Genomic DNA, 13,206 nt, shown 5'->3' with positions numbered 1-13,206 from the left:
CCCGGAGCCACTGACGGCCGCATAGGGGGATGCAACACAGGCGCAGCCACAATCATCCCCGGTGAAACAGGACACGTTCGGATACGTGCACTAAGGGAAAAAGGGAAATGCCTGAATACAAGATTTGGCTCGATGCTCCCACGCTGTCTATTCATGCCGCGATTCAAAACCTAGGGCATGCGATTCGCGAGAAGGATGGCGTTTTCGCCATTCGTCTTCTGGACGAGCACCTCACCCCGCTGAGTCAGGACGAATGTAAACTTCCCGTGTCAAAGCATTTGGACGAAAACTTCGTGTATGTGCCTGAGACCCCCGCAGGAAGTCTGATCTCTATGGGAATTATCTCGGCGACAAAACCCTTCCAAGGAGCTGAAATCCGGTACGAGGGTCTATTCACGGATCAGCCCCTGACGGCTTCTCAGCTTGGGCCCATTTTTTTCTCTGCCCTCGTTGCAGAACAAAAAGGACGGGTGAACCGCACGGTGACTAGGTTAGTCAGAGCCTATAGCGACGAAAAGGACAGCCGAGCATGAGCAAGTTCGCAGCCGAAGCTGTAGACGTATCAGTCGTCATCGGGTTTAAAGACTGGGGTGTCGAGCGGCTTTTCTTGGCCGTCTCCTCATTGGTTCATTCATTTGGTGACTTAGTCGGCGAAGTAATCGTTTCAGATTATGGTTCACGTGAATGCCCCGACCTTAAGGAACAGATAGAGGCTCTTGGTGCGCGTTACGTCTATACCGAGACCAACGGAGTTTGGTCGCGGTCGAGGGCCCTCAACGCCGGTTTCGCGATTTCCAGGGGACGTGTCCTCGTTTCTACGGATGCCGATATGCTATTTAGTCCTCGGTCTATGGAAATAATCGGACGCAGGATACTGTCCGATCCGTCTGAGGCCTTGGTACTTCAGTGCCGGGATCTTCCTAGCGAATTCGACAGTGAAGGTGTAGTCTCTCGAGGCCTGGATTGGGCCGCCTTCGAAGCCTCCTCTACATTCAGACCCCGATGGGGTATGGGCGGGATGATGGCTGTGAGCCGCCACGGTTTCCTGACCATCCGAGGCTTCGACGAGCGCATGGAGATTTACGGCGGCGAAGACATGGATTTCGCTCAGCGTTTGCGATGGGCTGGTCAACGACTGAGTTGGCTGGAACACCCTGACGTAAGGATGTACCACATGTGGCATCCCTCGACGCGGACCGAAACAGACAAGAGCCCTGAAGGAAGGGCCGCGATTGCCCTGAATAGGGATATTGTTCTCAACGATAAATCCTATATTAGAAATGTTGTAAGTTGGGCACATCGCCCAAGCGATGCGTTGCCGCTCGCGTCAGTTGTAATCTCGACAAAAAATCGGGCAGAATTTATCGCGGAAAGCGTCAACTCCGTGCTCGCGCAGACTGTCAGCGACATCGAGGTCGTCATAGTCGATGATGGCTCTACTGACAATACTGCCGAAGTGATTGCCTCCTTTGAGGACCCAAGGATTCGATACTTTAAGCGTGAAGCCAGTGGCATTGCGGCATCTCGAAATTTTGCTGCATCCGTGAGTCGTGCGCGATTCACCGTTGTACACGACGACGATGACCTAATGTTTCCCGATCGTATTGAAAACCATTTCAACGCGCTCCACGGGGGTATATCGGGAACCTACGGTGGATGGATCGATTTCGATAACGAGACCGGCAACGTAGTCTCGGCGAACCCTGGAAAGTCATTCTCGTACGAGGCCATCTTATTCAGCGGTCGAATCTATGCCCACGCCACGTTGATGATAGAGACAAGCCTCATCAGGTTGATGTCATATGATGAGAAGCTACGGAGTGGTTCTGACTTCAATCTTGCCATCCGTCTCGGACGCTGCGGCGTGTCGTTAAAGCACACAGGGCACTTCCACCTGATCCGCCGGATTCACAGCCAACAAGTGACCACTACGGATAGCGGGCATCAGAAGTCAGCAGCACGGAGGACGCTGTCGGTGGCGCTGTCGGCGATACCGGCTGGACGTCAGAATGCACTGCGCAAAGAGTTTAGGGAGCATCCTCTTCACCTAGTAAGCGGCCACAAGGATCCTGCCGAGTGGGTAAAGCCATATCTTCCGGACCACCTCGTCCAGCGCGACATCTCAATGACCCTATCTCAAGTTGAGAACGTGCCGCCGGTCCTAGCGGGGTCTCACCGACTCGAGTTTATCGACGTGAGAGACCATATGGCGGGCGGGGAGTCGTCTGTCAAGGCCGTCCTTTACGCCGCCTCCTGGGCCGAACTTGCGGCCTTGAGGTCGGCGGGCATCGACTTTGAGTTGGCGTCGAGTCGATATCGAGACGAAGAGGCGGGAGCGCCCATCGATCTGGGAGACCCTATCGCCGAGCTCGTCGCAAGCCTTCCCGACCTCGATTCACAGAACTATGTAGTGGTGAAATCGGACGGAGGGGTTGTGCCGCTGCTTGACGCACCCATCGTAGCGGACAAAACCGTGATCGACCGTGAAAAGAAAACATCGGTTAGGATTCACACCGTTTCTGGTGACTTTGAGTGGCAGAGGCTGTTCGGGGCATGGCAGGCGGACGAATCCTTGGAAATTGAAATCCACCAAGCTGGTGTGCTTCCTGGTTCAACCGGACACTTAGCCCTTCTGGAAGGACTGACAAAGTGATTTTTACTTGGGAGAGGGAATCAGCAACTGGAGCATGCGCTTTAGCAGCCGCTCCCGAGGACTATGATGGATATCCCAAATACGCGACTTTCGTTACGGACATGGTTCCGCGATCTGTCTCTCCGGACAGACTGGCTGTCGCTTTCATCCTGGCCTTCCGGCCCTATATCAGTGGAGCAGTTCGTTTCCCCTATAGTGTGCATCCCGAAACTGCAGAAGCCATTCGGGATTATCTAGCTCCGACGGCGGTTTTCTTTTCAGAAATCAACTTCGAACCGGAAAGTATTCCGCACGGCTCCGGAGCATTTGTCGTAAATCCCGAGGGTGACTACGCCGTGGACCGGACTTGGAGTGGCTTCGAGAATCTGCGGATCACTGAGTTGCGGCTCGAACACATGAATGCGAGTTTTTCGCACTACTTTAGTGACGATTTATTGATCGTTCCCACGAACGCTGCCTCCATTGTGTCTGGGGAACCGGATCCAGAGCTACGCCTCTTACCGTATCTCGCAAGCGCAGTCCTTCTCAGCGAGGACTTTGACATAGGCATTATCAGGCTCCCCGTGTCGAAGCCAACGCAGAAGCCTCTGACCGGAGCTTCTGCACTGCTTCGTTCGGCAGGCCTCGTGTTGCAGTTTGAGGGTTGAGAGTATCCCGCGGCTCTGTTCCTTCGATTCGGTCATTGAGTAGAGGTAAAAGTGAAGGAAAGCATGTCTTACGACTTAGTTGTCATTGGCCAGGGGTACGTCGGCCTACCCGTCTCGCAGTATGCCGCCATGTCGGGCCTATCGGTTGTGGGCTTAGAACTGAATAGAGAAACAGTCGAGAACCTCAACAAGGGCATTTCCCACATTGGTGATATTTCCGACTCGGAGTTGTCAGAAATGCTCGCGGCTGGGTATCGAGCTTCCTCTGACGCTGAAGTCCTGTCTGCTGCCCGGACCATTGTTATCTGCGTTCCAACGCCTCTAGGGGATGCTGGCTCACCAGATCTGTCCGCAGTGGAATCAGCCGTTCGTTCGCTTGCCCCACGGTTGTCGCCCGGCGCGCTGGTCGTTCTCGAGTCCACAACGTACCCTGGGACAACTGATGACATAGTTTTGCCGATTATCGAAGCCGCCGGCAAGTCGTTGGACTCTGACTTTTTCCTTGCCTTTTCGCCGGAACGTATTGATCCCGGTAATGAAAAATACGGGCTCAAGAATACTCCTAAGGTAGTGGGGGGTGTCTCGGCAGAGTCCACCCGCAGGGCGGTGGATTTCTACTCAAGGTTCGTTGATACTGTTGTTCCGGTTAAGGGCGCGCGTGAAGCGGAAACGGCGAAGCTTTTAGAAAACACCTACCGGCACATTAACATTGCCTTGGTTAATGAAATGGCAAAGTTCTGCCACGAGCTAGACATAGACCTGTGGGACGTGATTGATGCCGCCAAAACTAAGCCGTTCGGCTTTCAAGCGTTCTATCCTGGTCCCGGGGTTGGGGGACACTGCATACCTATCGACCCGAACTATCTTAGCTACCAGGTTCGTAAGCAGCTAAAGTACCCATTCCGATTCGTTGAGCTAGCCGAAGAAATTAACAACTCCATGCCTGGCTACATTGTTCGGCGCGTTCAAGAGCTTTTAAACGTTGATTCGAGAAGCTTGCGTGGTTCCTCTATTCTCCTCTTGGGAGTGACGTATAAAGCCAATGTTGCTGATCAGAGGGAGTCTCCAGCTACTGAAATCGCAGAAATATTGGAGCGTGGGGGAGCGGAGGTCCGCTATCACGATCCGTTTGTTTCTAAGTGGGAGTACGCCAATACCAGCCTTATTTCCGAAACAGATTACGACCAAGCTGTCAAGAAGGCCGACGTCGTAATTCTCCTGCAGGCGCACACTGAATATGACGTAGATGCCCTTGCTGCGACAAGCATCCGTTTCTTTGACACGCGCGGTGGCGCACGGGGGGCCGGGGCTCACCGACTGTAGTCTTCGGTTCGTCTGGCGAGAAATTACACACCCTGCTTCTCTGAATAGCGCGCAGGCCCCTGTATTTTTCGATGCCGGGCAGAGAAAGCAAGGGTCAATGGCTCGGCGCGGTCGGCGACCGGACCGGGCAAGGTGTGCCCCTGCCAGACAGCGGACCCAGAGAGACTGACTGAATGGCGGCTCTTATTTTCTCTCAGACGGGCGGGCTTGAACTGCATCGGCTGCTTCAAGACCCGCCCGTCGGGCGTCCGTCTGGAGGAACCCACTGGGGAACTGGACGACGTTGCCCGTTTTAGGGCCAGAAGTCGAAGTCCTTCCATTCCCGGAACTGGGCGAGTGGAAAGTGCGGGGAAATGGAGGCCGCAAATACTTCTCGTGACTTCTCATAGTTGCCAGGTAGTAGCGTTACACTCTTATTCAGAAGGCAGCCAGCGATGGCAACATGCAGTCTGTCAGAAACGACGTGCTCGAAGCGACTGACGATCTGAAGTAGTGGGGCGACGGGACTAAAAGCGTCACCCAACAGGCTGACGTCCACTGAAAACTCGAATTTCTTCGCCGATGGCGATTGCTCTCGGTCGGCTCGTAGCGCAACCAGACGCGGAAGTGTGTGGGGCTCCTGCTCGACGTCGGCCGCTAGGAAGAATGCCATGTCGTGGCAAAATAGCGCTTCGGGCAGGTGCTTAGAGGCTAGCTTCGAGTCCCTGGAAAAATAGATAACATTGGCGTCCGGACCCGGATTTTTTTTCAAAGCATAGGTCGTTGGCAAAACTAAAACCCTCGAAACCCCCGGGGCTATCGAACTGACAAAGTCGCGCGTGGAGAACCACGTCTCACACCAACCTCCGCCGCCGCCCACTATGACTAGCAATTCAAGAATGCTATCGTCGCCAACTTGAGAAATCTCGTAAAGCAACTCAGCACGGCTACGTGTTTCATAGTTGCAGCCGATGGAATCCAGAAACTGGACGGTGCCGGTGTTTATCAAGGCGTCGCCCCAGTTGCCTGGCGAAGGTATGAAGTAGACGGTCCTGTACTGATTGACGTCCGCTATTGTCTGTGCCAACAGCTTGAACTCGTTGGAGCTTCGCAGATTTTTCATGTATAGAAATCCTAACCGGAGCAGCGCGTTAGCAGCGACATGTGCTCTGCTTCGAGCCTACGCGGGGCCAGCATATGTCACTGTAAATGCAAGTTGGCAACGCTCGCTTCGGGGTCGCACCTGATAGAGACTATTCCATCCACAATCATTGACTATCCAACGTAAATAGTCACTTATCACACCGTAGCGGCGAAAGCAGGAACGTCGGCACGAGACTGCACTGAAGCAAAAGGTGGTCAACCCTTGCAAGATTGTGGTGCAGCCGTCCGCGGCGGCGTTGCTTGGCACCGGTAATTTGCGCTTGGCCGGAGTGGTGTCTCGGCTTGAGCACTCAGCGTGTCGTTTATGATGGCACGCCTTGACGGAGGCACGTAGGCTGGTTGCCGCAGTACCGTCAGCGCTGGGAAAGTGAGCCATTTCCTGGACTTGGTGTCCAGCGGTCGTTGCAACACCTGAGCGATTAGGGGTTGCAATTGGGAGAGATGAAAAAAGGGAGAACGTCCCGGGGCGCCCCTCCGAAGAACACTGCACGGGCTCACTCCGGTGGCGAGGTGTGCTTTGCCCGTTCCGGCCGGGCCGAGCATGTTGGGAGCGTCTGCGGATGCCATCGTTGCGGTGACGGCCAACGTATCGATCCTTGGCGGTATTGCTACCGGTTCCCGCTACGGGGTTTACAGCGGGGGATGTGACCGCGTGATTGTCTCTGGCGTGAGCGCCGAAGGGTCAACCGGTTCAATCGGCGCGAAGATCCGCATCGAATCGGCGACGACTTACAGGCTCAGCGCCAACATCGGCACGAGCACCCCGCTAGCCAGTCGTTGTGGGTTGGGCTGGCCGCGCATTGGTGGTCAGCCCAATCGCCGGACATTTCCAGCATCGTGAACGCTCATCCGCACGCGCATTTGACGTCGCTTAGGAGGCCTCACGGGTTTTCGTTCATTGGCCGATACTACCAGCTACATAAGCGCGTACATGGACCGGATGCTATCGTGCATCCGCTCGGCAACAAGGCGCTCGAACGCACTGCGGTAGTGGTTGCTGTCCTCCAAAGCAACTTCGAGGCCGTGTTCCAGGATCAGCTCTTTCGTCGAGTGAAATCCGATTTCCTCGTGCTCCGACACGCGCCTCAATACGTTCGTGAGGGACTCGCGTTCTGCGAGCGGAGCGCCGTCCAGTTCGTAGTACAGGTGATCGACGGTCAACACAGGTACTCCTAGTGCTGATTGGATAGCCAGGACGTCCTCGACGACCGACTCTTCAGATGCACGAGAAACTTTCAGGGCTGCAAGCGGATGCCCCTCCGGCAGCGCTGATACATCCCCGTTCACAAAAGGTCGGTACTCGATGCCAGCATCTAGTGCTGCGTGGTAGACCTTGTGCGCGTTCAGCTCAATCCCATCGGCCCGGTGCTCTTTCAGGGTGCTCACTTCCACGACTGAGAGGTTGTAGGCGGTGACTATGCCCTGCATCTCTGCTTCGTACCCGATGGTTGTCTCGAAGGCGGCTTCGCGAAGCGCCTCAGGAACTTCCTTACGGCCCTGTGTGACTTCCACGAACTGTCGGGCGGCCGCCGCTGTGTGGGTGAACCACTGGTGATGGTCGCGGTTGACGAGCTTGATAAGGCCTTGATCGTGCAGGTGCCGCAGAGGCCTGTGAATACGGCAGCTGGCCGATTGCAAGAACGTTCGGGAGGGTCATGTCCGTAATTCTATCCCGGCCGTTTCTGCACCAAGTCCTTGCTCGCCCCGAGGGCCTCATAACAACAAAGCCCGAAAAGGAAGGCCAGACCATGCGTCGCGTCCACAAGGAGGACCCATGATTGATCGCGTCAGGTCCGAGCTGAGCGGTCTGGCCCGCACTGATTGGGCCTGGGTCCATTCAGCGCTGCGCTCGGGCTTCTGTGGATCATCCCTCACCAAGTCGCTTACCTTAAGTCCAGCACTGCACCATGATTCATCCTGGCTTGGGGCCTGGTCACGACCACCGGGTTTCTAGTCCCTGCGACGGGACCGGTGATGTCTGCCCAACGGTACGAAACCGCCGCCGGGGCTTCCGCATGGAGATGACCGGGCTCTGGCTGATGATGGCCGCCCCGCCACGTACGGCCTGATACAAATCGGGCTGTTGGTCACGTCCGGGCACGACCGCTGGATTGCCATCGTATTCGCCTACATCATCTGCAGCGCCATCGTGCCGCGAATGATCATGATCATGACCGCGGCCAAGTCCCGAACGGTGATATACCGATACACGAAACCCCGCGGAGAATACGCCGGGCGTAGCCCTGACGAGAGAAGGGCCGATGACTGACTTGTACCTCGCTCTCCGCGGCGTCAACGCGGACCCCGAACCGACCTACTGTTGAATGCCCCTGCCGCTGCTGCCACTGATAGGGCTGGTTAGCGCTGTGGTCGCGGCCCTCATCACCGCCTTCAGAATGAAGTGGCGCACCCCACCGATGACAGTGAAGACGGCAAGATCGGCATTGAGGCAGACGAGCGCCTCATAGCCCGGTTCGAGAAGCTGTTGGAATCTCGCGACGAGAAGATCGAAGACCTCGAGAGTCGCCTCACCGAGGTGGCCAGCAAGGTCGAGTCCCTGATCACGGAGCGCAACGTCCTCATCGACTGGATCTACGCGGCCGTGCACGTCCTGCGCACATGACGTTGGTGACATAAGCCTTGAAGTGAGGAGGGCCCCGGGGCTTAGTGGAGGTATCTGACATCTTCACGGCCCACGGCGGTCCTCATGTCCCACGCTAATGCCCGTCTGACCATTCATGGGAGATTTCTTCTCGTTGAAAGCGTGATCGGTGATCATCGACCGTTGACCACGGCACCAAGGAACTGGGCGTCTCCCGGCAGTGCGCCCACCGCTGGGTTAAGCGGTTCCGTGCGGAGGCTGAGTCCGGTCTTTTCGACAGATCCGGTCGTCCTCACCGGGTCCAGTCGAGGACCAGCACGGAGCGAGAGGACGCCGTCATCGCGGCCGGGACGGAGTTCAGGTGCGGGCCGGCGCGGTTGAATCGTGCCACCGGCGTCCCCGAATGAACCATCTCGCGGACCGTCGCCCGACGCGGGCTCCCGCCTCTGGCCGCCTGCGATCCTGTGACGGGGGTGGTCATCCGGGCCACACGGTCAATGGCGATCCGTTACGAACGCCAGAGCCCGGGCGAGCTGATTCACGTCGAAGTCAAGAAACTCGGACGGATCCCTGACGGCGGGGGGCTGGCGCCCAAGGGAGAAGGTCCGCGGACGCGGCATCGGATTCGACTACATCCATGCACCCATCGATGACCACGCTCGGCTGGGCCACGCCGAGATCCACCCGAACGAAAAAGGCGCGGCTGCTGCCGCCTTCCTCCTCAGAGGCGCCGCGTTCTTCCAGGCGCAGGGCATCCGGAAAATCCAGCGCGTCATCACCGACAACGCATTCGCCTACCGGCGCTCTGCCGCCTTCAAGGCCGCCGCAGCACAGATCGCCGCGGAACAGCGGTTCATTGCACCTCACTGCCCGTGGACCAACCGCAAGATCGACCGTTTCAACCGGACCCCTGGCCACAGAATGGGCCTAGGCCAAGCCGATTGCCAGCAACACGGAACGAGCAGCAGCACCTGAGCCGCTACCCTCGTCGGACGCTATTTGCAGAAGCCGTTCTTCTGAACTGCGGCAACGAGTTTCACGGCTTCGTCGGGGGTAATTGGATCCGAGGCGGTGGTGAACAGCCTGTCAGCGGTGGCGACGAGGCTCTTCTGTCTGGAGCCTCGGAGGGCTTGGGTGCAAACGTACCTGGAGTTGTAGATGAGCTTGTCCTCGGCCAGCTGGGGAGCCAGGGGCCGGACCTCGGATACGAGAGATTTTTGCTGAGTGTCGTTTAGAACGGGCGCGAAGCGTAGCGCGGTCGCTGAGCTTTCGGACGCGGACGGTGCTGGTTCTGATGATGCTGGACCTGATGAACATCCGGACATCGTTAGCAATACTGCGCCCGCAGCTAGGGCACCCTTAATGGTCATCGTTCTGTCCTCAGTAGTTCGTCTCACGGAAACACCCTATAGCCCCATGTGCTAGTCAGGTGAACTCGACTCGCATGCCCCGCACCACCTCACGGTGATGCGGGGCTTTTCTTGCGTTAGGCTTCTTGCTGCGGTAAGCCGCGTGCACGAGAGGAGCGGGCAGCCGCTTATGGATGAGATTTACCAACACCGCGGAGTGACCGTCCGGTATAAGCTGCGCCAGGCGAAGCAGGATCGGCAGCATCTGATTGTGGTCTTCGCCGGAGTTCAGCAGGGCGAGCATGACTTTTACGGCTTCGACGGGAACGCCCTAGACAATGTCAAAGGCGCTGTCCTTTGGATCAAGGACTCTTTTGACGGCCAGAACTCGTACTACCTGTGTGCCGCCATGGACTTCAAGATCGAGGGCGCGGTGAGCGCACTCATAGACTCTACCCTGGACCGTCTAGGGTTGTCCGCCGCGGATTGTACCCTGCTCGGCGGATCCAAGGGCGGCTCGGCAGCGTTGCATCTCGGCTTGAGCCACGACTACCGGAATATCGTGGCATCAGTCCCCCAGAGCCGAGTCGGGACCTATACCCGGCAGAAGCTCAAAGACACCTTCGCCTACATGGCGGACGACGACCCCGAAGCATCAGAATCGGCCCTCAACGAGTACATCCCACGGCTCGCGGCCGTACCCAAGTCTCTGGACAAAAACATCTACATCGTCAGCTCAGAGGCTGATCCGGAATACAAAGTCCATATCGAGCCGCTCCTGGACAGTTTCTCTCGGTATGAGAATTTCAACCTCCTGCTCACCGACTCGACGCTGGTCAGGGCGCACCCTGAGGTTACGCCTTACAACGTCCCATTCATCCTCAGCACGCTCTATGCGCTCTGTGAAGGACTCGCGCCCCGCTTCGGCATGGTTCGAAATGGCAACGGGGAGCGCGACCGTGCGACCGCCGCGAGTTACTTCGCCCGGAAACGGGACAAGCCTGAGCCGGTCGCCGGCTTCCATTGGATCCAAATCAAAGGCGACACCATGTCGTTCCGTGCCTATGCCGCCGCACTTGGCGAACCCTTCGCAGAAGAACCAGCAGAACGTCCACGGCTAATCTTCAAGAGCCGAACTGGAAGCCAAGAGTTCGAAGTCGACGCTATGGCTGACAGAACTCTAAACTCTAAGCTGTACGGAAGATTCTTCTGCGACTACCTGTGGGCAGGGCTGAAGAATGCCTCCGACCGGCAGCTGAACCTGCGAACGCTCCCCGTCGGCCGATACGAGCTCGCCGCATCTTTCGTCAGCGCGTCAGGTCGTCACACCGCCCCGCTGCCCGCGAGAGACGCTCAGAAGGCCACCGGCATATTCCGCGGGCATGCCTACCATTTAGATGCTTCACGAACCCGGACCCAAATCACGAAGCTATCTCTGGACGGCACCGCGCCGGATGACGCGCTGTTCAGCCTCACCGACCTCAGCACCGATGGGACGGTGCTCTTTGTGCGCGGAGTCTTCGCGGTTCCGCGTGAAGAGATGCGTTCATGGAACGATGGCGTATTCGCACTGACTCTGACGAATGATTCTGAGGACGTCAGCTTCCAGTTGGGATCCAGCCGGCCTCGCCGGGCGGACTCCCTCCCGGCACCGTTCGATCCTGAATCCTATGCCTGGTCCAGCTTCTCCACACCAGGGCATGCAGGGATCAACCTGCGCGTCGTCGCGGATGGGGATTACGACTGCTTCGTTTCATTCGTGCGGGAAGGCCGCGTGTACACCGGCCGGGATCGATTTACCCTCACCATTGACCAAGGGTCGTTGAGTATCGGAGCGCTGGCCGGCGTCAAATGATGATGCCAGTGTTACTCAAGACGGCGTGAAGTACGAGTACCTGACTCGGCCGGGACCCCAGACACTCCATTTGATCCGCGGGTGGAGGCCGAGGTGCCGCTCGAGGGTGGCGGACCGTGACCGTCTTCGGCGAGGCGTCCCGCTGGTCAGCCGAGCAGGGCCACGTGCGGTGGGCGGATGATGAGGGCCAGTTCCACCAGGCATGGCTGCCGACGGCCAACGTCCGGTGCCTGACGGCGTCGGAGTGGGACATCATCGAGTACCCAGTGCCCGGAGGAGCTGCGGCCGATCCGATGGTGCAAGAGGCTGCCCGAGTAGGGGCAAAAGCCATGGGCAGTTTATGGGCAAAAAGGTCCGGCGGATTTCAGCGGTCGTTGCAACACGTCCTATGCTGCTGATTCTTCCAGTATTTGCTGGAGTGCTTGCGCGGGGGTTTTCCAGCCGAGTGTTTTGCGGAGGCGACCGTTGAGTCCGGCGGCGGCGTAATCGAGGTCTTCGCGGGTGACGGTGGTGAAGTCCATCCCTTTGGGGAAGTACTGGTGGAGGAGTCCGTTGGACGCTCCTATGTTTGTCAACTCGCTGAGGGAACCGAACGAGAGGCTGCCGCGGCTTCCATAACACGGTAAAGGTGCCGGTCAAGCGTGCGTTTGAGGCACCGGCGGATGTCACGATGGGTCTTGCCTTGAGGGGTTCGCCGGGCTTCGTAGGCCCGGGTTTCTGCGTGGCATCTGATGCGCGTGATCGCGATCGTGTGCAGGGCTCGGTTGAGTGTCCGGTCCGGTCGCCGCCGCGGTTGAGGCGATGCCGGGTGCGTTGGCCGCTGCTGGCTTCCAGGGTGCGACTCCGGCCAGCGAGGCGAATGCCGCTTCGCTTCTGACCCGTCCGGGGTGGGACCAGCTGATCAACAGCTGGGCCGCGACGACCGGTCCGACGCCTGGTTCGGCGAGTAGCGCCGGCCCGGCTGGGTGTTCCTGGATCAGGCGGGCCAGCTCGGGATCGATGTCCGCGAGCTGGCTGCCCAGGAACCGTATGCGCGCGGTGATCGACTGCAATGTCAGCACCGTGATCCGGTGTTCGACCGTGGCGGCCGCGGCGGTGACTGTGCACGGGTCCAACGGAAGGCACGCGTGGTTGTGGCCAGTATTCTCGGGAGTCACCTCTTGCTGCCGGCCCTAACCCTTCCGGATCAGCCCTTCCGGGGCCACCTCTCATACTCACAGTGTTCTCGTTCGTGCCGCGCTGCCAGGGTGAGTGAGGGTCGCAGAAGTAGACCGCTGCCCCGGTGGCGATTTGACCTGGTCGTGGATGCCGACCATCTCCGCGCCCTGGTCCCAGGTCAGGGACCGGCGCAAGTGGGCGGGCAGCGTGGGCAGGGTTTCCTGGATGGCGGCCAGTACCTGCTCGCCGGTGTGTCCGTTGGGCAGGTGCAGGAGCATCACGAAGCGGCTGGTGCGTTCCACGAGCGTTCCGATCGCCCCGGTGCCGGGGGTGCCAATGACCAGGTCGCCCTCCTTACGTTGTTGTTGTGGGTGATTTCGGAGCTGTCGTAGTGTTTCGATCACCCTCGGGTGGCGGGTATGGCACAGGTCTCCCTGCCGCTTGGACGGCTCATTGGGAATGGCCGCCCGCTGCCC

Annotated in this window: 9 protein-coding genes and 3 pseudogenes; 7 read left to right on the top strand and 5 right to left on the bottom strand. The window is 58.3% G+C overall.

Annotation, left to right across the window (positions count from 1 at the left end; translation table 11 throughout):
- The first annotated feature begins 107 nt into the window (after window positions 1-107).
- From QF036_RS16675 to QF036_RS16660, 4 genes are all read left to right on the top strand, one after another.
- Window positions 108-533 carry a hypothetical protein gene (locus QF036_RS16675; RefSeq protein ID WP_307103631.1) on the top strand — a complete coding sequence of 142 codons (426 nt, stop codon included), beginning with the start codon at window positions 108-110 and terminating at the stop codon, window positions 531-533.
- Window positions 530-2,653, top strand: a complete 2,124-nt coding sequence (locus tag QF036_RS16670) for a glycosyltransferase family 2 protein (protein WP_307103629.1) — start codon at window positions 530-532, stop codon at window positions 2,651-2,653. Before QF036_RS16675 ends, QF036_RS16670 begins: the two co-directional genes overlap by 4 nt.
- Window positions 2,650-3,300 carry a hypothetical protein gene (locus QF036_RS16665; RefSeq protein ID WP_307103627.1) on the top strand — a complete coding sequence of 217 codons (651 nt, stop codon included), beginning with the start codon at window positions 2,650-2,652 and terminating at the stop codon, window positions 3,298-3,300. Before QF036_RS16670 ends, QF036_RS16665 begins: the two co-directional genes overlap by 4 nt.
- 63 nt (window positions 3,301-3,363) lie before the next feature.
- Window positions 3,364-4,623 carry a nucleotide sugar dehydrogenase gene (locus QF036_RS16660; RefSeq protein WP_307103625.1) on the top strand — a complete coding sequence of 420 codons (1,260 nt, stop codon included), beginning with the start codon at window positions 3,364-3,366 and terminating at the stop codon, window positions 4,621-4,623.
- 292 nt (window positions 4,624-4,915) lie between these two features.
- Here QF036_RS16660 and QF036_RS16655 read toward each other — a convergent pair whose 3' ends face one another.
- Together QF036_RS16655 and QF036_RS16650 are read right to left on the bottom strand one after the other, a co-directional pair.
- Complete coding sequence (locus QF036_RS16655) at window positions 4,916-5,725, bottom strand: hypothetical protein (RefSeq protein WP_307103623.1); 810 nt, start codon at window positions 5,723-5,725, stop codon at window positions 4,916-4,918.
- A gap of 956 nt (window positions 5,726-6,681) precedes the next feature.
- Window positions 6,682-7,278 (bottom strand): hypothetical protein, encoded by a 597-nt coding sequence (locus QF036_RS16650; protein ID WP_307103622.1) that lies wholly within the window; start codon window positions 7,276-7,278, stop codon window positions 6,682-6,684.
- Between the two features lie 889 nt (window positions 7,279-8,167).
- Between QF036_RS16650 and QF036_RS16645 the strand changes: the two genes are divergently transcribed.
- From QF036_RS16645 to QF036_RS16635, 3 genes and pseudogenes are all read left to right on the top strand, one after another.
- A complete protein-coding gene (locus QF036_RS16645; RefSeq protein WP_307103620.1) occupies window positions 8,168-8,389 on the top strand; it encodes a hypothetical protein in 222 nt (73 codons plus the stop codon).
- 84 nt (window positions 8,390-8,473) lie between these two features.
- Window positions 8,474-9,296: pseudogene (locus QF036_RS16640) on the top strand (leucine zipper domain-containing protein); the annotation flags it as partial.
- 611 nt (window positions 9,297-9,907) lie between these two features.
- The gene (locus tag QF036_RS16635) at window positions 9,908-11,572 is read left to right on the top strand and encodes a hypothetical protein (RefSeq protein WP_307103618.1); all 1,665 of its coding nucleotides are present in this window, start codon (window positions 9,908-9,910) and stop codon (window positions 11,570-11,572) included.
- 386 nt (window positions 11,573-11,958) lie between these two features.
- Here the strand turns inward: QF036_RS16635 and QF036_RS16630 are convergent.
- From QF036_RS16630 to QF036_RS16620, 3 genes and pseudogenes are all read right to left on the bottom strand, one after another.
- Window positions 11,959-12,129: pseudogene (locus QF036_RS16630) on the bottom strand (IS30 family transposase); the annotation flags it as partial.
- 108 nt (window positions 12,130-12,237) lie between these two features.
- Complete coding sequence (locus QF036_RS25390; protein WP_373460166.1) at window positions 12,238-12,729, bottom strand: transposase; 492 nt, start codon at window positions 12,727-12,729, stop codon at window positions 12,238-12,240.
- Between the two features lie 61 nt (window positions 12,730-12,790).
- Window positions 12,791-13,083, bottom strand: a pseudogene (locus QF036_RS16620) (IS30 family transposase); the annotation flags it as partial.
- Window positions 13,084-13,206 lie beyond the last annotated feature (123 nt).

This window comes from Arthrobacter globiformis, from assembly GCF_030817195.1.
GTDB lineage: Bacteria > Actinomycetota > Actinomycetes > Actinomycetales > Micrococcaceae > Arthrobacter > Arthrobacter globiformis_D.
The sequence above is the reverse complement of the archived record's forward strand: the minus strand, read 5'-3'. Positions and strand labels throughout refer to the sequence as shown.